This window comes from Clostridium chromiireducens (assembly GCF_003575225.1).
Taxonomy (GTDB): domain Bacteria; phylum Bacillota; class Clostridia; order Clostridiales; family Clostridiaceae; genus Clostridium; species Clostridium chromiireducens.
The window spans coordinates 376,399-398,675 of the sequence record NZ_QXDJ01000002.1; the positions used below are offsets into that span (position 1 = coordinate 376,399).

Genomic DNA, 22,277 nt, shown 5'->3' on the forward strand with positions numbered 1-22,277 from the left:
ATATAAAAAAGGATTAAGGTGGTTTTGCACCTTAATCCTTTTTAAATTTATCTTTTATGGATTTAAATATACTATTTAATTGTTTATATGAACGATTTGAGATGCTATACCTAGAATTATTTTTATTAATGGTGAATTTAAACTTCCCCAATAAGGATTCAAAGGTTCTAAATTTGTCAGCAGCCTTTTCCTTTGTAAAACTAAATAACATGCTAGGTTTATCAGTCAAAAAATTAACAGGTACAAACTGAAATGCATAGGACATTTTATCAAATTGTATAAGTGAAATTATAGTTAAACAAAAATCGATTATAAAATAAATTATAATAGCAGAAATAAATATTTCACCTAATGTTTTTGGTATATTTACAATTAAATCATTAACGAGTGGATGAACTACTTTAATTATTGCAACTTCGCCTACGCCCCAAAGCAACGAGTAAAGTAAGCAGATTCTACCATGTAAATTAAATGGATCATCGGTATAGTCCCACCATTTGGTTTTAAAGGTCTTTTCTAATATAAATCCCGTAATATATTCTAAAACTGATGTGAAAAAAGAAGCTAGTAAGAATAGTATAAATACATTATTTTTATAGCTGTCAAGGAATATTACAAGAAATAAGACGCCAAAGCCGTATATCGGGCAAAATGGACCATGTAGAAAGCCTCTATTAACAAATCTACGTTCATTTTTAAAATAATATACAACCTCAAGGCACCATCCAGCGAGAGAATAGAGTGTAAAGAAATATATTAAATTATATAAATTTAGATTTAATATCGTGCGCAAATAAAAACCAACCTCCTATTAAATATTTGAGTAACAAAGTTTATTTTATTATATATCAAAAGGTAGTCAGAGAATATTAATTTTACATTAAAAATTTCTTACTAGATCTTAAAGAATTAATTGTAAATTTTGTTACAAACTAATACACATTTTTAATCCAAAATTCATGCTAATAATAATCTTTAGATAATTTATTATACAAAATAAAAAATATTCTCTTATTTTGTCAGAGAATATTTTAAATATAAATATTCTAAATATTTATAAAGATATTTTATCTAGTTGAAGTAGATCTATCTCTAAGTAAAAGAGAAATAGAGAATAGACTAGCAATTCCAATTAAACAGTAAATAACTCTGGTCATTGCTGAAAATGTTCCAAATAGAGCACTAACTAAGTTAAAATCAAAGAGACCAACTAAGCCCCAATTTATACCACCAATAATTACTAGTATAAGTGAAATTGTATTTAATGTTTTCATAAAAACACACTCCTTATTATAATATAAACATAGTATGTATTAGAAAATGTGTTTTTATGCTATATTTAAGAAAATTTTATTCGATAGCTAGAATCCATAATACTCCCTCTTTTTAAAGTGGGAGTGTTATGGATTCTAGCTCCAGGACGAGGTAACTCTTGAGGGTATAAGTTCAACTAAATTCAGGTGGAGTATAAACTCCACCTGAAAAGTTTCACTTTATAAAGATATATTTCTATCTATAGGTTGAGATAAGGATACAAAAGTATCAGTTCTTTGAATACCATCAATATTATTTATTTTATTAAGCAATACATCTTGTAAGTCTGTAATATTAGTACACACAATCTTAGCAAACATCGAGTAGTTACCAGTAGTTAAGTGTAATTCTACAACTTCTTTTATAGTTGACATTTTATCAAATACAGCACTAAAAGAAGAAGTTTTATCAACATATATTCCAACAAAACAGCATACATCATATCCTAGCTTAGGAAGATCTAATATTATTCTAGATCCTTTTATTATTCCCATGTCTTCCATCTTTTTCATTCTTACATGGATAGTTCCTCCACTAACGTGACATATTCTAGCAATTTCTAAGTAAGGGGTCCTGCAATCTTTAATTAGTAAGTCAAGTATTTGTAAATCTAATTCATCTAAATGGGTATTAGAAATTAAAGTCATGTTATCACCTCATAATATTCATTAATGTACTTTTTTTATTTTATCAAATTTATACGCAAATTTAAAGAAAAAACTATAAAATTAATAAAATACTTTTATTTTATTAATATTTTCGTAAAATTTGCTACTATCTCATGGAAATAAAAAATTTTAAATTTAAAATGATATAAAAGGAATGCTTGATAATAATTTGTAGATAAATTATCATTAACTATATAGACTTTTTTGGAGGAGGAGATTTAAGTAGATGAACATTTTGATGACGATTTTAATATTTTTAGTAACGTTACTTATTATAGGAGCAGCTTTTTTAATATGTAGAAAATATATATTTAGTAGAGTACATATAAATAAGTGGATTCCATTATCAATAGCAATAGCATTATTTATAATTCAGATGTTTGTAGACAAGACCAATATATATCTTACAAGCGGATTATCAATTGTCACAGTACTATTTTTCTTATGGTTTATGCATATTACGCAAACAAGAGGACCTAAGAACAAAGGTAAACAAATAGTTATAAAACCAAAGGCGAAGCCAAATAGAGTAAAGAAAAATAAATAATCTCAAAGTTATGCAAAGTATAGATAACAAATATGTGACTTAGAGTTATGTGATCACGCACCGAAAGAGATGGTGCTCTGTTACTAGGTTGCTAGAAAAAATGATTATGGACTTCTAACAGTAAAAGTTGTATCCATCCTTGCATGTTCCCGAGGCAAGCTCGTGACAAGCAAGGATGGAACAACTTTTACTGAAGAAATGCCTACAACTATTTTCTAAGTGCAACACTGCGTAAAAGAGCACCTTATCTTTCTGGTGTAGTATATATTCAAATAACTATCCATACCTGTTAATCTTGAGTGTATAACTTTATTAGAAAAACTACACAAAAGAATATAATTAATTTCTAGTTAGGAAATATATCATAGCATAAGTTTAATTATCGATGAGAAACCATATAGATAAGCCAATTAAGGCTTAAACTTATACTTTGAAAAATATCTCATCTAGAAATAAGTGACATACTTTTGTGGAATGTTTCATTGGGAATTTTGATGGATGTGATTCTTAGGCTATAAGTTGTTCCAAATGTGCTAGTTCAAAACTTGTTTTTTGAGGCTAGCACTTTGGGCACTACTTATAGCCTTAGAATCACCCATCAAAATTCCCTAGAAACTGGAACAAAAGTATGTTACTTATTTCGGCGAGTTATATTCATAGGTCTAAGTTTCGTATTAGATATCAACATAGTCTAGTTTCTAAAGATAGGGGAACTTATTGCGATTTTACCATTATCTAATACAATTTTGACTACATACCATAATTCATTTTCAGGAGCTTCATGATTATATAAATATTTAACTTTATTAAGATTTAAGTCGGTTATTTTTTTTACTACAACTCCACCAGAAGATAAAATATCAATTTCAGATATTTTATGAGATGGGTCATGAGCAAAAATTGAAAACTGTAGATTAGTATCATTTAAAGATAGAACATCGCCCATGAAATCATTATTTATCGTAAAGTACATGGTTAGGGTCCTAGATTCCGTAGAGAATGTGCGGCGATTTCTAAACGCATCTATTAGTGAAGTATTTGTGAGTTCATCGGTAATTATGCAGGTTAAGTTTTCATCATCACCGAAATTTAATCTATGATTATCTTGACCATTTATAGCGCCTAATTTCCATTTCTTATCGAGTAGGTAGTAATAATATTTTTCATATCTTTGATACTTATTAGGAGAGGAACCATTTCCAACTTCTATTGATGTAATTAATTTATTTAAAATTGGATTATACTCAAGATATTCTATAGATTTATGTGGGTGATTAATTGAAATAAATGCATTGGGATTATTAAGCATCCAGAGAACTAATAATTGCAGATTGTTTACTGAACCTGTAAAAAATCTGTTTGAGTTTATTATGTTTATATCTCCGTAAGGCTCGGTTTTACTTTCAAAGCCTATTAACGCTAAAAAATTTTCGTGTTTTTTATTATAGCGTGCAGCTATATATTTGGCTGTATCCCATTTGCTTAATTCGGTGTTTTTTATATGAATAGTTTTTGTCAAATAATTATTATGATCAGTTAAAATTAAAAAATCAAGCCCATTATGCCTTGCGTAATCAAATGCCTCAATAGGTGTGCCACGTCCAGTTGAAAAGCCACTGTGAGCATGAGGGATACCATAGTAGAAATGGAGATCATCTATATTAAAGTTGTTTTTAGGTGACTTTCTTTTACCCAATATCATTACCTCTAAAAATTATTTATAATATATATTATTAGATAAGCAATTAAAATAATGACAATAACCTGAAACTAATGATAAAATAACTTTAGATTTAGTGAGGTGAGAATTAATGATTAAAAATTTTAAGAGTAAAAAGCCGAACTTGGATAATGAGTTATATATTGCGGAAACAGCAGTAGTTATTGGAGATGTAACTCTTAAAAGGAATACTAATATATGGTTTGGTGCAGTCCTTAGAGGTGATGATGAACCTATAACTATAGGAGAAAATACAAATATTCAAGAAAACAGTGTAGTACATGTTGATCATGGAAATAATGTAGTTATTGGGGATGGGTGCACTATAGGTCATGGTGCAATAATACATGGATGCAGTCTTAAAAATAATGTGCTAGTTGGAATGGGAGCAATAATTTTAAATGGCGCTAAAATTGGTAATAATACTATTATAGGTGCAGGGAGTTTAGTTACTCAAAATAAGGAATTTGAAGATGGAGTTTTAATTCTTGGTAATCCTGCAAAAGTAATAAGAAAATTATCAGAGGAAGAAATAGAAAAAATTAGAGAATCAGCCTTACATTATGTAGAGATAAGTAAGGAATTTAAATGAAATTCGTTAAAATTGATGGAGGAATAACTATATGATAACAATTGGAGAATACAATAAACTAAAAGTAAGTAAGAAAGTAGATTTTGGATATTATCTTGAGGATAATTTTGGAGATGAAGTTTTACTGCCAAATAGTGCAGCAAAAGGTCATGAAATAAAAGAAGGCGATAATTTAGAAGTATTTATTTATAGAGATTCAAAAGACAGATTAATTTCAACTTTAAAAAAGCCATTATTAACAGTGGGACAAATAGGTTATTTAGAGGTTGTAAGTCAAAATAATATTGGAGCATTCGTAAATTTTGGCCTTGAGAGGGATTTGTTTGTACCATTAAAGGAACAAGGTTATAAACTTAAAGAAGGTAAGAAATACTTGTTTTACATGTATGTAGATAAGACTGATAGATTAGCAGCAACGACTAGAATACATCCATATTTAGATTTAGCTGAGGAAGGAAAATATAAAGTTTCAGATGAAGTGGATGTAATAGTTTATGAAACTAATGAAAATGGGACTTTAAATGTAGCAGTAGATGGGGAATATAGAGGACTAATTCTAGCAACTGAGCATTTTGATTTTATCTATCCAGGACAACAAATAAAAGCAAGAGTTAAGAGAATTTATGAAGATGGAACTATTGGGATAACAACAAGAAAGAGAAGATTAGAAGCAAGAAGTGAATTGAGCGAAACAATACTTAAATATTTGAAAGAAAATGGAGGATTTATGCCATATAATGATAAATCTGCTCCAGAAGATATAAAGAAAGAATTTAATACAAGTAAAAATTACTTCAAGATGACATTGGGTGGATTGATGAAAGAAAAACTAATTACACAAGATAAAGAAGGAACTAGACTTTTATAAATCTATAATAATAAATTGAAATATTGATAGTGTCATATGTTATTTTAGAAACTAAAATAATAATAAATATTAAAATAGGCTGGGTATGTATTACCCAGCCTATTTTAATATCTGTTTTATCAAAATACATACTTAAATTAAAATTAAGTTCAATTTTTCCTTCGAATTGCAGAAATACTTGAATTGAATTTTGTTCTAAGTTTTTTATAACCTAAAATAATAAATCCTATTAAAGTGATACTAACTACTGAGCCTACACAATAAAATCCGCAAGTACCACAAGAGCCTGTACATCTTTCTGGTTTAATAATTTGGGTGGCTGTAGGAATAATATTAATTGAGGCTGCACTTAATCCAATTAGCAAGGGTTTTAGTTTTTTCATATTTTATCGCCTCCAACCTCGACACCGAACACGGTTCTATTCTCCTGTTTGTTCCAATTAGATTCACCTGTTCCGAAAGTTAAGGCTTTTTTTGGACATGAATGTTCACATTGATGGCATGTTATACAATTATGAATATTATAAGTTAATGTGTTATCAGAATTTTGCAGTGCTCCCATAGGGCAATCCTTAACGCATAATTTACAAGAAACACAATTTTCCTTTGAGTATTTTAATTTATAGGTAAAGGGTAATTTAGCTCCAACAAAATGAATCAGATTCTGAGTTGCACCAACAGGACAAAAGTAACTGCAATAACCTCTTCCACCTTTTGCGAATGCTCCTAGAAGTATAAGCCAAATAAAACCAGTTATAATATTAGTAGAGCCCAATACAGCTAAATCCCATGTAGTCAGTCCAGAAATTAGTTTTTCCAGCAATGTGTAATTACAATAGGCGCATATTACTGAAATTCCTAAGAAAGGAGATACTACAAATCCTGATAAAATACCATAACGAATAGGTGTTGGGTTTATATTTTTTTGCCAATTGATTTGGAATCTTTCAGGGATAAGTCTACTCAAATATTCGGAAATTGCACCAGCAACGCATAGCCGTCCGCAAAAAAATGGTCCAATTAAAAATGCTGATACTATTAAAAATAGAATAATAATACCTGTTGTAGTTAATAGGCTAATACCTTTTCCGGTAAACAAGCCTTGTACTCCCATTCTAAAGCATGCACCATGTATATTTTCACTTCCACTTAGATGAAATACACCTATAAGTATTCTTTGAATTAAGGTAAATGGAGAGTAAAATAATGCAAATCCCAATAGGTAACCTAAAGATCTTTTTATTAAATATTTTTTTGATTCTTTCATATTTTTAAATCTCCTGTTATTTTATTTTGAACCAGAATTAATTATTTCAATTGGAAGTTCATTAATTAAATCTCCTGTATTAATATCAGAAAAAACAAGCGTCCCGCTGGAGATTACTTCTTTATTAATATCTTTTATGGGAATATTAAAAGTAAGTTGAAGGTTTACTCCCTTTCCAGCTTCTATTGGTTTGGTAAATATTTTACTGTCATTATCAAAAGACTTGTCTGTTGAATTTATATCGATATCATAAGGGAAATCTTCGGCTTTTACTTTCAATGAAACTACTTTTTCAGTATTATTTATTATACCGCTTCCACTAGATATAGTTATTTTACCTGGTTGTACTATTCTCTTTGGAATCCCCTGATTTGCAACATCATAAATTATAGTCTTGTCCTTTTTATCATTCAAATCTAAAGTGAAATTAGAAGTTTCTTTTGTTAAAGAAGTTTTATAATATCCTCCGAGTAGAATTATTGATGTGGCTAATATAAAAAATATAAAAGAAATAATAAAGTTCCGTGTATTTTTTTTATTCATTATTGTCCTCCTTTAAAAAATAAGAAAGGCTAAGTACTTATTTTTTAAAATAGGTACTTAGCCTCCAGTTTTCTAGTCAACTAAATTTTATTTAATTTTAAAGACGTCTTCATATTAATAAATATAATATTATCTTAATTGATAATTGTCAATATAATTCCAAAAAAAATAAGTTTTCATATAGAATTACTGTATTATATATTTTATTGAACGTCGTTTGATATCCTTGTTCTAAATAATAAGTTCTTAAGTTTTTTCCAATTGAACGGTATTAAAGGATAGAAGTATTTTTCACCAGCTATTGTTTTAGTGCTTGCCATAACTGCGACAATAAATATAATTCCAAATACAAATCCCCAGAACTTAAAGATACCTGCAAGCAACAATAAAAGCATTCTTGCAAATTTCAGAGCAAAATTCATTTCAATGCTTGGCTGAGTAAAATCTCCAATGGTTACTATGGACATGTATAAAATAGATTGAGGAATAAACCAACCAGTTTTTATTGCATATTCACCAAGAATTAAACCTCCGATTAAAGACATTGCACTTCCAAGTGGGCTGGGTGTATTTAAACCAGCTAGTTTTAGAACGTCTACAGCAAATTCCAAAAGAATAAATTGCAGCAATAGGGGTAAAGCAAATTCATCCTGAGGCTTTATAAAATCAAAATAACTTGGTATAGGAATATTTCCGTTTACAATAAGCAAATAAATAGGTGTCATCAATATTGTTGCTAGTAGTACTAAATTTCTAACGAACCTTAAATAGTTTCCAGTAAACAGAGGAAAATAATAATCATTTACGTCTTGTAAAAAATCAAAGATTCCAGTTGGAAGCATTATTATATTTGGAGAATTATCTACAAACACAATAATTTTACCTTCAACTATGTGAGCAGCAGCTACATCAGGTCTCTCTGTAAATCTTACTTTTGGAAATGGATTAAGCCAATTTTTCTTGCTTATAACATCAACTAGACTTTGATCGGCAAGAGTTAAGGCTTTTATGTTTATGTTTGATAAACTATCAACTATTTGCTTGTGTAATTTCTCGTCTGCAACACCATCAATATAAGCTAAGCAGACGTTTGTTTTAGATACACTGCCAACTGAATGCATTTCAAAAACTAATTTTGGATCTCTAATTCTTCTTCTAACTAAAGCCGTATTAAATACCAATTTCTCGGCAAATGCTTCTCTTCCACCCCTTAAAGTTTTTTCCTTTTCAGGATCTGATGTATCTTTTCCAGGGTAAGTACGTAAATCTAAAAGTATAAAAGCATCATAACCGCTTAAATAAAGTATTGTTTGGCCAGTTAATAATGTGTCTATAACTTTGTTTAAATCATTCTGTTTTTCAACAGATATGTGGTGAATTTCATTATTCATAAAATCTTCAATTGTAGGATAAGAATTCATAGTTTCAGGGGAAACTTTAAAGAATGATTTTAATATATCCTCCATAATCTGATCTTTGACGAAACCATTCACGAAATATAATACAGCATCTCGTCCGCCTATTTTTAATCTTCTTTCGGTAATATCGTAAGTTTTATCTATTGATAAATTAGCATGAATTAAATCAATATTTTGTTGTAAGTTGTTTGTGACATTCAAATTATCTTACCTTCTCTCTATAATGAAATATTACATATCTAGTATGTGATATATATAAAATAGTATTCATAGTTTATTCTTTTAACTATGGAAGATATAGTTAGAGGGGAAATCATATAATTTATGTAAATGATGTATTATAAAAAAGGAATTATAGGCTAGAATATTAAAAAAATTAAGTGTAGTGCTTTTTAATATGTGAGAAGTTTCTTGTTGAGATTAATAATTTCCTAATTGTGCTAGCGTCTATTTTGAAGTCAAAATGAACTTAATTGCGCTTCGCGCTCTTTTCATAGGTGGAATGAATTTAATTGCGCTTCGCGCTCTTTTCATAGGTGCGTACTTTTTCAATATGTGAAAAGTTCTTAATTGTGCTATCGCACTTTTTTAATATGTGAAAAGTTCTCAATTGTGCTGACGCACTTTTTCAATATGTGCATATTTTAGTAATATAAAAACTATTAGAAGGTGAAATGAATGTGCGGTATTGCTGGATTAGTTAATTTTAAAGAGAATATAGTACAAGATAAAGATATATTAAATAATATGATAAAGACATTAGAAAAGAGAGGTCCAGATGCTAAAGGATATTATATTTCTCCTAATGTTCTACTGGGGCATAGAAGATTAATTGTAGTAGATCCTAAAGGTGGATTGCAACCAATGACAAAAGTATTTCAGGGAAAAAAATATACATTGGTATATAATGGAGAATTATATAATACTGAGGATTTAAGAAAAGAATTAAAAAGTCAAGGATTTACATTTGATTCTTATTCAGATACTGAGGTATTACTTACATCATATATCTATTGGGGGAAAGATTGTGTTAACAAATTAATAGGGATTTTTGCTTTTGGAGTTTTTGATGAAGATAAAAGAGAAGTATTTTTAGCAAGAGATCAAATGGGGGTTAAACCTTTATTCTATACTGTGCATAACAATACTTTAGTATTTGGTTCAGAAATAAAAACTATTTTTGCGAATCCAAGAATTAAAAGAGAAGTTAATATAGAAGGCTTAACAGAAATTTTTGGACTTGGACCAGCTACAATACCAGGAAGTGGAGTGTTTAAAAATATAAAAGAAGTTGCACCAGCAAATTGTCTACTGATTTCAGGTGATGGAGAAATTAAAACATGGGAATACTGGACAGTTGAGGCGAGGGAATGCAAAGAAACTCCAGAGGAAGCGATTGTTCATGCAAGAGAATTGTTAATAGATGCAGTAAAAAGGCAATTGGTTGGAGATGTACCACTTTGTACATTTTTATCTGGTGGATTAGACTCGTCAATTATTTCTGTAATAGCAGCAGAGGAATTTAGAAAGAAAGGCAAGAAACTTACCACTTATTCTATTAATTATGAAGATAATGAAAAGTATTTTAAGCCTTCATTATTCCAACCTACATCAGATGAATATTGGGCTCAAGAAATGTCAAAATTTATTGATAGTAATCACAGAAACGTAGTTTTAAATCATACAGATTTAGCATTAGCTTTGAAAGATGCGGTTATTTCAAGAGATCTACCTGGCATGGCAGATATAGATTCGTCTATGCTTTTATTTTGCAAAGAAATACGTAAGGATTTTGTAGTTGGACTAACTGGAGAGTGTGCTGACGAAATTTTTGGTGGATATCCTTGGTTCACAAGAGATGAAATGTTTTATTTAGATACTTTTCCATGGTCAAGATTTGTTAATGATAGAAAGGCTATAGTTAATAAGAGTCTGAAGAATATGCCATTAGAGGAATTGGTTAAAGCTCAATATCAAAAATCATTAAGTAAAGTCCCTCATATAGATGGTGAAAGTAAGAGGGATTATAGAATGAGGGAAGTATCTTATCTAAACTTAAAATGGTTTATGGTACAGCTTCTTACTAGGAAAGACAGGGTTAGTATGTATAATGGTCTAGAAGCAAGAGTTCCATTTGCTGATATCAGATTAGTAGATTATGCTTTTAATTTGCCAGCAGATATAAAATTATATAAGGGAAGAGAAAAGGGATTATTAAGAGCAGCGTTTGAAGGAATGTTACCAAATGATATTATTTATAGAAAAAAGAGCCCATATCCTAAGACCCATAATCCAGTCTATACAGATATAGTATGTAAAATGATAACTGATATATTAGATAAAAAATCTTCTCCGATCCATGATATTATCGATGAAAAAGTTGTTAGGGAAGTTATTGATACAAAGGGAGATTCATATAAAGCTCCATGGTATGGTCAACTAATGACAGGACCTCAGTTACTAGCTTATTTAGTGCAAGTAAATATCTGGCTAGAAGAATACAACGTAAATATATTAGTTTAGTATATATAGATAAACAGACTGAAATTTAGAATTATGCAATAACTAACAGAAAGAGAAGGTGCTCTGTTACTCGGTTTCTACAGCCAAATTCTCAATGAAACACTGCGTAAAAGAGCACCTTCTCTTTCTGATGTAGTATATATTTCAAAGTAAAAATTGAACTAGTGATTAGTTTATATAGGACTCTTCGGTGAGAGCTAAACTCTTAGCAAGTATTTTCTGAACCTAATTTAGGAATGGGCTGTCTAGGGTACCATTCAATAATAAAGAGCTTAGAGAATCAACTTATATAAGGAAATATATACCACTCTAGAAAGGGAGAGTACTCTTTTGTGCAGTGTTACATTAGAGAATATGTTGCAGGCATTTCTTCAGTAGAAGTTGTTCCATGTGCGCTTGTCACAATGAATATTGGGAGCATGCGTACATGGTGCAACTTCTACTGATAGAAATCCGCAACATATTCTCTTAGTAACCGAAACAACAGAGTACTCTCCCTTTCGGTTGGTTATGTTATAAATCTAAGTTCTTAATTATATTTGAATTTTACAGATATTTCTTTGATTTCGCCTTTTGAATTCTTTCTAATTGTGAATTGTTTGATATCTTTGAAGTTATTTTCTAATTGATAACTTAATTCTGTTATTGTAGCTTTTGCTTTCTTAGTTAAGCCGCCATCTTCAACAACTTCGAATCTTGATTTTCTACAAGTTGTTTCTTCGTTTTGGTCATCAAGAATTACATAATATTCAGAAGCCTCTTCTATAACAACATACTCCTTATTTAAACTTAATGTCGAACACAAATTAGCATCTATACATCTTACTATCATGTTTATTACCTCCTACATCCCTTTTATAAATTAAATTTTACTATAAATGCTATTCGTTTTCAACAAAATTTAGCATTTAAAAAAACTTTTATATAATTCATAAAAAATAGCGAGAAAAATAGTATGATATCATAAGAATTACTTAAGAATTATTAGTGGTATTTTATAACTTTAAATAATTCATTAAGGATAAACGGCAAGAATGATATACAAATAACTAATCCCCAGTCTCTGGCGCTTAAAATAAATACATTAAATACATTAGCAAAGAAAGGAATAATGATAATTAATAATTGAATGCAGATACCTAGTAGTATTGAAAGTAATAAATATTTGTTCTTGAAAACTCCAATATTAAAAAGAGTTCTTTCTCTATTTCTCATAGAAAGTGAGAAGAATAATTGAGAGAAACTTAAAACTACAAATGCTAAAGTTTGAGCATGAACTAAAGAACCAGGATATAATCTTTCACCAAGGAGAAAAGCAGCTAGAGTTACACCACCAATTAATATACCATTTATTCCAAGGAATAATCCCATATGCTCAGCAAAAAGAGATTCTTTTGGGTCTCTAGGTGGATATTTCATGACACTTGAATCCTTTGGGTCTACTCCAAGAGAAAGCGCAGGAAAACTGTCTGTTATTAAATTTACCCATAAAATATGGATTGGTAATAATGGTGGAGCTAAATTAAATAAAATTGCTATAAATAAAGTAACTATTTCACCTAAGTTACAAGATAATAAAAATATTATAGATTTTCTGATATTTGTGTAAATATTTCGACCTTCTTCTACAGCTGCTACTATGGTAGTAAAGTTATCATCCGTTAAAATCATATCAGCAGCACCCTTTGCTACATCAGTACCTGTAATACCCATAGCAACACCTATATCGGCAGCTTTTAATGATGGCGCATCATTAACACCATCACCAGTCATTGAGACAATGTTTCCATGAGACTTAAATGCTTTTACAATTTTAACTTTGTTTTCAGGTGAAACTCGGGCAAAAACTTTATAATTACTAACTAAATCATTAAATTCATTATCGCTATAGGTATCAATTTCAGCGCCGGTCATACACTGATTTATGTTATTAGCAATTCCAAGTTCACTAGCAATTGCAAAGGCAGTATTTTTGTGGTCTCCCGTTATCATTATCGGAGTTATACCAGCCTGTTTGCATAGAGCAATTGATGGTTTAACTTCTTGTCTTGGCGGGTCTATCATACCCATTAATCCTACAAAAATCAGATCTTTTTCAAGGGCATTTATGCTTATACTTTCATCTTGTATGTCTTTATAACTTAAGCCAAGGACTCTTAAAGCTTCATCAGACATCAAATTTGAAAAGTTAAGTATTTCATCCTTTTTCTCTTGAGTGAAATCAATTATTTTCCCATTTAATAGTATCTTAGTTGAAATTTTAAGTAAATTATCAATTGCTCCTTTCGTGAATACTTTAAAATGCGAATCATATTTATTTACTGTAGTCATTAACTTTCTATCTGAATCAAAAGGAATCTCGTCAATTCTTGAATGGTTTGAAATCAAATCTTCTTTGTATAAATCATATTTAATCCCAGCATCCAATAGAGCTATTTCAGTAGGATCTCCTGTTTTAGTACCGTTTTTTGAAGTAGCATCATTACATAATATCATTCCTTCAAACAGTAATTTAGTATCATCATCATCTAATTTACAGTCATCAATGGAAATAAGATTATTATTTATACAGCACTTTTTTATTGTCATAATATTTAAGGTTAGAGTTCCAGTTTTGTCCGAACATATTATATTAACTGAACCTAGGGTTTCAACTGCAGGAAGCTTCTTAACGATGGAATTTTGTTTTATCATCCTTTGAACACCCATTGCTAAAACTATTGCTACTATAGCTGGAAGCCCCTCTGGAATTGCTGCAACAGCTAAACTTATGGCAGTCAATAGCATTTCAAACCAGTCTCTTCCTTGAAACATAGAAATGATAAATATTAGTACACAAATCCCGACAGCACCAAAACCTAAGAATTTTCCAAGAGATGCTAGCCTTCGTTGAAGAGGTGTTGTATTATCCTCTTCTTTACTTAATAAATCGGCTATCTTGCCTATCTCAGTCTTCATGCCTGTATTTACAACAACACCAGTTCCACGGCCATAGGTAACTAAAGTAGACATAAAAGCCATATTAAACATATCTCCAATAGGGACATTTTCATTTGAAATAGTAATATTGCTATCTTTCTCGGCGGGAACAGATTCACCAGTAAAAGCAGATTCGTCTATCTTTAAGTTAGCACTTTCAATTAATCTTAAATCTGCAGGTAAGTATCTACCAGCGTCTAGGATAATGATATCACCCACAACTACTTCCTCTGAAGGGATTTCTTTGATAATCCCATCTCTTTTCACAATAGCCTTTGGAGTAGATAATTTTTTCAAGGCTTCTAGGGATTTTTCTGCCTTTGATTCTTGGACTACGCCTATAAGTGCGTTTATTAAAATTACAAGTAATATTACAACAGCATCACTATATTCATGCATAAAAGTTGAAATAATGGCAGCTCCCAAAAGTATATAAATCATAACATCATTTATTTGAGATAAAAAAAGCTGCCAAATGCTCTTTTTCTTTTGAGAAGTTAATTTGTTCTCACCATACTTTTCAAGACGGCTTTTGGCCTCTAATTCTGAGAGACCTGTATTTGGATCAACGTTTAATTCTTTTAAGACTTCTTGTGAGATCATATTAAGCCACATTTATATTATCACTCCATTCAAATATTTAGTATGTACAATATATATATTAGAGTTTTATCCAGATTATATACGTGGAAAAAATGAAGTTCGGTATTAAAGAAGATATTATTAAATATTGGATTTTAAATTCTGAATACACATTACGTTTAGGATTAAAATATAAGTGGAGAAAAAGACATAACTTTGATATAATTGATTAAGTATATAAATGATTAATTACATATGAGATAATAGGAAATGCAGGCACTTATAATACATTTTTGTATTTGAGTTAAGAAAGGATTGAGTTTGGCATGGAGATTGGGAGAGTAAGAAGAGGGACTGTAACCTCTGAAAGAAAAATTGTTTCTGAAAAGAAAGATTTTTCTGGAAGTTTTAACCAAGAAAGACGCAAAAAATCAGAAGAACAACTCAATAAAATGATAGATGATATTAAAAAAAGAGGAAATAGATTAGTAACTACAAAGACTTATGTTGATGTGGTTATGTATAAAAAGATGATAAAAGAATATTTAGAATCAATATTAAAGTTTATGTATGAAACTAAGAAAGACATTAGCTTTTGGCAAACTCAATATTTTATAACTATTGACACTATTGATGCGAAGCTAGAAGAATTAACAAACTCACTTCTTTCAGAAGAAAAACTGAACATAAATATTGCATCAACAATAGATGAAATACAAGGAATGATTGTTGATATATATAGATAAACAATATATAATTTAAATTTATGTGATAACTTACCGAAATTATAAACATTTTTATTCCGAAAAACTATAAAAATATCGCTGAAGGTTCTAAGTTGCAGGTTGTATCCACTTTAGCATGCTCCAACTTTCAGTTTGACAAGCTAAAGTGGAACAACCTACAACTAAGAACCTTTAACAGCTCATTTTTAAATGTTTTCTCCATAAAAATGTTTATAATTTCTAGTGAAGATATCAACTTAAAGTTTTAACAAATTTGTAGATATGTTTATCTATAGATAGATATCCAAATGGTGAATTTGATTTATTTTCTATACCAGAAAGCGAAGGTACTCTTTTACGCAGTGTTGCATTGAAAAAAGTAGCTATAGGTATTTCTTCAGTATAAGTTGTTCCAGTTGTGCTTGTCATTAGCTTGTCTAAGGAGCAAGCACGACTGGTGCAACTTTTACTGGTAGAAATCCATAGTTATTTTTTCTTGCAACCGAGTAATAGAGTACCTTCGCTTTCGGTTAATACCACATAAGTCTAAATTAAGTAACACTTAATTCATAGAGTACAAGAAAAGTCTGTAAAGTATTATGAAAATACCAAGGATCATCCGATTACATTTTGTTCAAGTTGATTAAGTGAATTAAGCATATAATTTCTAGAGAATTCGGCCTCATTAACACAATCGATAAAGGTAATATCACCTTCTTGAGTGATTGATTTAATATAAAGTGGTTCTGTAAGTACTAGAACTTCTTTCTCACGTTCATATACTTTATTTTCGTAATTAGCATATAAATCAAAAGATTTATGATTTTTAAGTCTAATGATAACTTTTGAGAAGAAAGAGTTGTCATTAGGTGCATAATGATACGCTACGTCATATCCATCTTTTTTTAAGCGATTAAAAATATGGTCTTCAATATATAATCTTTGTGAGAATTTTTTTGCTATATCTAAACTTTTTGAAAAAGACATAATTTTTGTGGAATAATATTTGTTTATGTTGCTGCCGATTTTTAATAAAATATTTGGTAAAAATATTCCTCTATAAATTTCACATTCTAATATTTGCGAATGCTTTTCAGCTAATTCAATTAATTTATCAGTAGCAAAGTCACCTTCCACATAAGAATCATAAATTAATTTTTCATCTGCAGTGCACATATATGATCAACTCCTTTTTTTTTAAATCGAAGATATATATTTTAATATATGATTAGAATCATAAATAATGTATTCGTTATCATAATTATATAATTTTTTTTCTATATGTGTCAAATATATCTAATAATAATTACGTAATAAGTGATATAATTGTATTAAAAAGGAGATTATTATGATGAATATGAAAGAACGATTCATTGGATGTATAATTGGGGGCGCCCTGGGTGATGCGCTAGGTTACCCAATAGAATTTTATAAGTTAGATGAAATATATCATAAGTATGGAAAAAGTGGAATAGAAGACTTAGATGTAAATATAATCTCAAAGAAAGCGCTTATTTCCGATGATACTCAAATGACTCTATTTACTATTGACGGTATATTGGATTACGAATATACAAGTAGATTTGCAAAGGAGAAGAATATTCAGAAGAGTATATTTCATGCATATGTGAGATGGTTATATACCCAAGGATGTACTATTTCAAAAGAGTATAATTATTTGATGAATGAAAATGATTCAAGGTTATTAAAGTATAATGAGTTATATGATCAAAGATTTCCAGGAAATAGCTGTCTTACAGCTCTGCAAAAGTCCAAAAATGATAAATTTGGAACAATTGAAAATCGTATAAATGGTAGTAAGGGGTGTGGAGGTGTAATGAGGGCAGCACCAGCAGGATTATATTATGTACATAGAAAGAAAGATGCTTTTATTCTTGGTTGTGAATTAGCAGCAATCACCCATGGACATCCAACAGGATATTTAACAGCAGGAGCTCTCTCAAGTATAATTTCAGATTTATGCTTAGATGTACCAATAGATCAGGCTATTATAAATGCAATAAAAATATTAAAAACTATGGGATATAGTGAAGAAACTATAGATGCGTTAAATAAAGCTTTACTCTTAGCTAAGGAAGGAAATCCGAGTTCAGATAAACTTTCGAAGCTTGGTGAAGGTTGGATTGGTGAGGAGGCACTATCAATTGCTGTTTATTGTGCACTTTCGTATCCAGAAGATTTCAAAGAAGCATTAAAATTAGCAGTAAATCACAGTGGAGATAGTGATAGCACAGGAGCTATTTGTGGGAATATAATGGGAGCAAAATTAGGGGTACAAGCGATACCAGAAGAATGGATTTATAAGGTTGAATTAGGGGGCTTAATTAAAGAAATGACAGAAGAACTTTATAAGAATATAGTGAAGTGAAGAGGCATAAAGTTATGAAAATATTTATAAAACTTAGGGTAGTTAATTTAATAATAAGTCGATGAAGACATGTTTTAAAGTTAGTTTTAATACATGTCTTTTTTATATGTATTTAGGTGCAAAAACGTGTCTACTTTCGGTAAATTATTGCATAAGACTTAGTTATGTGGAGACCAATGAAAAAGACCATTTATTTTTTAAATTAGCCGTTGAATATTACTAATAAAATTCAACGGCTATTTAGTATAGATTCAGTTTAATTTGTAAAAGCTTTTATTGCATGGACAGGTAATGACGTAAACCTTTTCTTGCGTTAGCCGTGTTTATGTGCTCATATATAATGGTTAAATAGCAATTATTGTAGTACAATAAAGAGTAAAGAAATAATGAAGAATTACAGGATTAAAGGAAGGAGATTTAGATCATGAATGAGGATATCCGTTGGAAACAAAGATTTAGTAATTATAAAAAAGCAGCAATGCAGTTAGAAGAATTTATAGAAAAAGACGAACTTAATAAATTTGAAATTCAGGGACTAATTCAGTGCTTTGAATATACATTTGAATTAGCATGGAAAACCATGAAAGATTATTTGGAAAATGAGGGGTTTGAGGTTAAAAGTCCTAGACAAACTATACAAACAGCATTTCAGACACAATTAGTCACAGATGGTCATACATGGATTGATGCACTTGAAAAAAGAAATTTGATGGCACATACGTATGATGAAGGCGTAGCAAAGGAAGCGGAGCAACTAATAAAACAAAAGTATTATGGTATAATTAAAGAATTACTGAATAAATTGGAGAATTAAATATGGAGTTTGGATTAAAAAGAATTGATTTAGAGTATATTATTAAAACAATGGAAAAATTTCCTGAAATAGAAAAAGCAATAATCTTTGGATCAAGAGCAAAAGGAAATTATAAACCGGGATCGGATATAGATATAGCTATCTATGGAGAAAAAATAAATTTTGACATAGTTTCTAAACTTCATTCAAACCTTGAAGAAAAGGGGCCTATGCCTTATTTTTTTGATGTAGTAGATGTGACACATATAAATCATAAAGAGTTAAAAGAGCATATAGAGCGTGTTGGGAAAATAATATATTCAAGAATAGGATAATCGTATTTGTAAAGGGGAATAAAAATGAAAAAGAAATTATCATTATTATTAGTTATAGTATTATCGATGTTAACGTTGATAGGCTGTGGAAATAATAGTGCAGCTCAAAATGAAGCTAAAGAGCAAAGTACACAAACTAAGGATATAAAATTTGTAACACCAGATGGGCTTACGGCAATAGCTGTATCTAAGCTTATTAAAGAAAAACCAGAAATAAGACCTGGATACAATGTCAACTATACAATCGAACAAAATTCTGATAGTTTGGTTACAAGTGTTATGAAAAGTGAGCCAGATATTGCAATAGTGCCTTCGAATGTGGCCGCAACTGTATATAATAAAAATAAAGAATACAAAATAGCAGGAACAATAGGTTTTGGTTCGTTTTATATAGGGACAACTAATGAGAATCAAACTCTTAACGACTTGAAGGGGAAAGAAGTTTATAATATAGGAAAAGGGTTGACTCCTGATATAATTACAAAGACAATACTAAAAGCTAAAGGTATTGATGTAGACAAAGATATTAATTTTAGTTATGTAAATTCAGTTAATGAGCTTGCACCAGTGATTTTAGCAGGTAAAGCACAATATGCAGTAATACCGGAACCAGCATTATCAACTGTTCAAAGCAAAAATGATAAATTTAATGTTATGTTAGATCTAAATGAAGAATGGAAAAAAATAAATAATTCAGAGTATGGATATCCACAATCAACAATAATAATTAAAAAGGAATTGCTAGATAAAGATAAGGAATTCATAGGAGAATTTTTAAAACAGGTCAAGGATGCAACACAATGGATATATACTAATAAAGAAACTGTTGGATCATATTGTGAAGAAATAGGTGTTTCAGCGAAGAAACCAATAGTAGTAAAAGCGATTGATAAGTCGAATATAAAATTTGTGGATATAAAAGACAGCAATAAAGAATATAAAACTTATTTTGAGAGATTAAATGAATTTGATCCGAAAACAATTGGAGGAAGTATACCAGATGATGAAATATTCATGGAAAAGTAAAATATATACTTTCTTATCATGCATATTTTTCATAGGATTATGGCAAGCTGCCGCTATAATAATCAATAATGATATATATATTCCAAGAATAGAGCAGGTTATAGAAACAATTAAGGGAATTTTTAATGAACCAGGTTCATTTAGGGTTATTATCAGCAGTTTTTATAGAACGACTCTCAGCTATGTTTTAGCCTTAGTTTTTTCAATTGTTTTAGGGGTACTCGGAATGGTGTATCCCTTTTTCAAATATTTAATGGAACCAATAAATTCATTTAGTAAAACTATACCGACTATGGTTTTAGTGGTTCTCTCATTGGTTTGGTTTGACAAAGATAAAACTCCTTTTGTTGTTGGATTTGCAATCATTTTTCCTATTCTGTATGAAGGGATAAGAAATAATCTCATTAATATAGATAAAAAAATAATTGATATGACTAAAATATACGAAGTCAGCTTAATTGATAAAATTAGGAAAATTTATATTCCGGTAATTAAATTTTATTTTATGAGCATATTCGTATCAACATTTTCTCTGACTTTTAAAGTTGTAATAGCAGGAGAAGTATATGGACAACCTAAATTTGGCATAGGTTCTCAGATACAGATAGAAAAAGTGAATTTTAATACATCTGGAATTTTCGCTTGGATTGTAATTATTGTTATTATATCTTTATTATTAGAGATATTGAATAAAGCGTTAAGACAAAAAATATATAGGTGGGCAAAATGAATATAAAAATTAAAAACTTAAATAAATCCTATGGAAATGAAATAGTTTTTAAAGATTTTAATATTGATTTTTCAGATGAACAGATAAATTGTATAGTAGGAAAATCAGGATGCGGTAAGAGTACTCTTTTGAATATTATAGCAGGACTTATAGAAGCTCAAAGTGGAGAAATAAGTGGTGTATCAATGAATGACATTAGTTATATATTTCAGGAAGATAGGTTAATTGAATGGCTAACTGTCAGAGAAAATTTGGAGCTTGCACTAAAGCGATATTTTGATAACTCAACTCTTACTAATAAAGTTAATGAAGTTTTAAAATTAGTAGGAATTTATGATATAAAAGATAAATATCCTAATAAATTAAGTGGAGGAATGAGACAAAGGATTAATATAGCACGAGCTTTTGGGAAGCCATCAAAATTAATTTTGATGGATGAGCCATTTAAATCATTAGATTATAAATTAAAATATACGATAATAGATGAATTCAAGAATTTATTAAATCGTGAAAAAAGGATGGTTATATTAGTCACTCATGATTTGGACGAAGCTATATATTTCCGAGGAAATATAATAGTATTTCGTGATAAACCAGTTGAAATAGCAGGAGTGTTCAATAATAAGTTAGAGGAATGCAAGAACGAAGTATTAAAAATAATGTAGAAACATATATTTCACCGAAAGAATGGGTACTCTATTGTTTCGGTTTCTAGAGAATTTATCTGTGGATGAATATGAAACTCGACTCGCATTCGCTCTCTGAGTAAGTTCGAGTTCCCAAATGTAAAATTTGGACTCTCACTCACCAGCAGAAGTTGTGCCCATTTGAGCATGCTCCTTTGGAAAGCAAATGACAAGCTCAAATGGAACAACTTCTGCTGAAGAAATCCTACAGACAAATTATCTACGAAACACTGCACAAAAGAGTACCCATTCTTTCTGGTGTGGAATATATTTCAAGTTATAAATCAAATTTAAGAGTTTGATATCTAATCTGATGGTGGTTACTTACTTATTTTTAATCCAGTATGAGGTTGTACCTATTATGCCTGAATATTAACTTATGATAGACTATCTGAATTTAACTATAGATATAGACCTTACTTCCAACTAAAATGAACAAAAAGCCGGCAAGGATGAAACTTGATACACTTAGAATTTTTTTGTTTGCATTAAGCAGATTTATTCCAAGTAATGTGTCACATAAGCCTAGGCAAATAAAAATTAGTGGAAAAAAATCATTTGGATCATATTTA

Annotated in this window: 23 protein-coding genes; 11 read left to right on the plus strand and 12 right to left on the minus strand. The window is 29.7% G+C overall.

Annotated elements, in window-relative coordinates; genetic code table 11:
• Nucleotides 1-31: 31 nt before the first annotated feature.
• The 3 genes from D2A34_RS06955 to D2A34_RS06965 form a co-directional block, all read right to left on the minus strand.
• Nucleotides 32-793: a putative ABC transporter permease gene (locus D2A34_RS06955; protein WP_079438462.1), complete on the minus strand. Its 762-nt coding sequence runs from the start codon at nt 791-793 to the stop codon at nt 32-34.
• Nucleotides 794-1,067: 274 nt separating this feature from the next.
• Nucleotides 1,068-1,274, minus strand: a complete 207-nt coding sequence (locus D2A34_RS06960; protein ID WP_119366144.1) for a DUF378 domain-containing protein — start codon at nt 1,272-1,274, stop codon at nt 1,068-1,070.
• A gap of 219 nt (nt 1,275-1,493) precedes the next feature.
• Entirely contained in the window at nt 1,494-1,961 is a 468-nt protein-coding gene (locus D2A34_RS06965; protein WP_079438464.1) for an Lrp/AsnC ligand binding domain-containing protein, read from the minus strand.
• Between the two features lie 247 nt (nt 1,962-2,208).
• On the opposite strand from D2A34_RS06965, the gene D2A34_RS06970 reads away from it, so the two are divergent.
• Nucleotides 2,209-2,529 (plus strand): hypothetical protein, encoded by a 321-nt coding sequence (locus D2A34_RS06970; protein ID WP_079438465.1) that lies wholly within the window; start codon nt 2,209-2,211, stop codon nt 2,527-2,529.
• 691 nt (nt 2,530-3,220) lie between these two features.
• Here the strand turns inward: D2A34_RS06970 and D2A34_RS06975 are convergent.
• Nucleotides 3,221-4,225, minus strand: a complete 1,005-nt coding sequence (locus D2A34_RS06975; protein ID WP_079438466.1) for a CehA/McbA family metallohydrolase — start codon at nt 4,223-4,225, stop codon at nt 3,221-3,223.
• Between the two features lie 115 nt (nt 4,226-4,340).
• On the opposite strand from D2A34_RS06975, the gene D2A34_RS06980 reads away from it, so the two are divergent.
• On the plus strand, nt 4,341-4,841 hold the full coding sequence (locus tag D2A34_RS06980; RefSeq protein WP_119366145.1) for a gamma carbonic anhydrase family protein: 501 nt from the start codon (nt 4,341-4,343) through the stop codon (nt 4,839-4,841).
• Between the two features lie 31 nt (nt 4,842-4,872).
• The gene (locus D2A34_RS06985) at nt 4,873-5,709 is read left to right on the plus strand and encodes a CvfB family protein (RefSeq protein WP_119366146.1); all 837 of its coding nucleotides are present in this window, start codon (nt 4,873-4,875) and stop codon (nt 5,707-5,709) included.
• A 149-nt stretch (nt 5,710-5,858) separates the two neighbouring features.
• Here the strand turns inward: D2A34_RS06985 and D2A34_RS06990 are convergent, their stop codons facing one another.
• From D2A34_RS06990 to D2A34_RS07005, 4 genes are all read right to left on the minus strand, one after another.
• Nucleotides 5,859-6,092, minus strand: coding sequence for a hypothetical protein (locus tag D2A34_RS06990; RefSeq protein WP_119366147.1), 234 nt, complete (start codon nt 6,090-6,092; stop codon nt 5,859-5,861).
• Nucleotides 6,089-6,976, minus strand: coding sequence for a 4Fe-4S binding protein (locus D2A34_RS06995; RefSeq protein ID WP_119366148.1), 888 nt, complete (start codon nt 6,974-6,976; stop codon nt 6,089-6,091). Before D2A34_RS06995 ends, D2A34_RS06990 begins: the two co-directional genes overlap by 4 nt.
• Before the next feature lie 21 nt (nt 6,977-6,997).
• Nucleotides 6,998-7,519, minus strand: coding sequence for a hypothetical protein (locus D2A34_RS07000; RefSeq protein ID WP_119366149.1), 522 nt, complete (start codon nt 7,517-7,519; stop codon nt 6,998-7,000).
• A gap of 203 nt (nt 7,520-7,722) precedes the next feature.
• Nucleotides 7,723-9,138: a spore germination protein gene (locus tag D2A34_RS07005; RefSeq protein WP_119366150.1), complete on the minus strand. Its 1,416-nt coding sequence runs from the start codon at nt 9,136-9,138 to the stop codon at nt 7,723-7,725.
• A gap of 477 nt (nt 9,139-9,615) precedes the next feature.
• Here D2A34_RS07005 and asnB point away from each other — a divergent pair, with 477 nt between their 5' ends.
• The gene (asnB, locus tag D2A34_RS07010) at nt 9,616-11,460 is read left to right on the plus strand and encodes an asparagine synthase (glutamine-hydrolyzing) (RefSeq protein ID WP_119366151.1); all 1,845 of its coding nucleotides are present in this window, start codon (nt 9,616-9,618) and stop codon (nt 11,458-11,460) included.
• 529 nt (nt 11,461-11,989) lie between these two features.
• Here asnB and D2A34_RS07015 read toward each other — a convergent pair.
• Both D2A34_RS07015 and D2A34_RS07020 read right to left on the minus strand, forming a co-directional pair.
• Nucleotides 11,990-12,292 carry a hypothetical protein gene (locus D2A34_RS07015; RefSeq protein WP_119366152.1) on the minus strand — a complete coding sequence of 101 codons (303 nt, stop codon included), beginning with the start codon at nt 12,290-12,292 and terminating at the stop codon, nt 11,990-11,992.
• 152 nt (nt 12,293-12,444) lie between these two features.
• Nucleotides 12,445-15,054, minus strand: a complete 2,610-nt coding sequence (locus D2A34_RS07020; protein ID WP_119366153.1) for a calcium-translocating P-type ATPase, PMCA-type — start codon at nt 15,052-15,054, stop codon at nt 12,445-12,447.
• A gap of 293 nt (nt 15,055-15,347) precedes the next feature.
• On the opposite strand from D2A34_RS07020, the gene D2A34_RS07025 reads away from it, so the two are divergent.
• Nucleotides 15,348-15,767 carry a YaaR family protein gene (locus D2A34_RS07025; RefSeq protein WP_079438473.1) on the plus strand — a complete coding sequence of 140 codons (420 nt, stop codon included), beginning with the start codon at nt 15,348-15,350 and terminating at the stop codon, nt 15,765-15,767.
• A gap of 231 nt (nt 15,768-15,998) precedes the next feature.
• Here the strand turns inward: D2A34_RS07025 and D2A34_RS26600 are convergent, their stop codons facing one another.
• Entirely contained in the window at nt 15,999-16,175 is a 177-nt protein-coding gene (locus tag D2A34_RS26600; protein ID WP_169896761.1) for a hypothetical protein, read from the minus strand.
• Nucleotides 16,176-16,361: 186 nt separating this feature from the next.
• On the minus strand, nt 16,362-16,922 hold the full coding sequence (locus D2A34_RS26605; protein ID WP_182629320.1) for a hypothetical protein: 561 nt from the start codon (nt 16,920-16,922) through the stop codon (nt 16,362-16,364).
• Between the two features lie 172 nt (nt 16,923-17,094).
• Here D2A34_RS26605 and D2A34_RS07035 point away from each other — a divergent pair, with 172 nt between their 5' ends.
• The 6 genes from D2A34_RS07035 (at nt 17,095) to D2A34_RS07060 (ending at nt 21,684) form a co-directional block, all read left to right on the plus strand.
• Entirely contained in the window at nt 17,095-18,135 is a 1,041-nt protein-coding gene (locus tag D2A34_RS07035) for an ADP-ribosylglycohydrolase family protein (protein ID WP_242965987.1), read from the plus strand.
• A gap of 424 nt (nt 18,136-18,559) precedes the next feature.
• On the plus strand, nt 18,560-18,949 hold the full coding sequence (locus tag D2A34_RS07040; RefSeq protein WP_119366154.1) for a nucleotidyltransferase substrate binding protein: 390 nt from the start codon (nt 18,560-18,562) through the stop codon (nt 18,947-18,949).
• Nucleotides 18,950-18,951: 2 nt separating this feature from the next.
• Nucleotides 18,952-19,263, plus strand: a complete 312-nt coding sequence (locus tag D2A34_RS07045; RefSeq protein WP_119366155.1) for a nucleotidyltransferase domain-containing protein — start codon at nt 18,952-18,954, stop codon at nt 19,261-19,263.
• 24 nt (nt 19,264-19,287) lie between these two features.
• Entirely contained in the window at nt 19,288-20,289 is a 1,002-nt protein-coding gene (locus D2A34_RS07050) for an ABC transporter substrate-binding protein (protein WP_079438477.1), read from the plus strand.
• Complete coding sequence (locus D2A34_RS07055; RefSeq protein ID WP_119366156.1) at nt 20,264-21,019, plus strand: ABC transporter permease; 756 nt, start codon at nt 20,264-20,266, stop codon at nt 21,017-21,019. The genes D2A34_RS07050 and D2A34_RS07055 overlap by 26 nt, the downstream gene beginning before the upstream one ends.
• On the plus strand, nt 21,016-21,684 hold the full coding sequence (locus D2A34_RS07060) for an ABC transporter ATP-binding protein (RefSeq protein ID WP_079438479.1): 669 nt from the start codon (nt 21,016-21,018) through the stop codon (nt 21,682-21,684). Before D2A34_RS07055 ends, D2A34_RS07060 begins: the two co-directional genes overlap by 4 nt.
• The last annotated feature ends 593 nt before the right edge of the window (nt 21,685-22,277 follow it).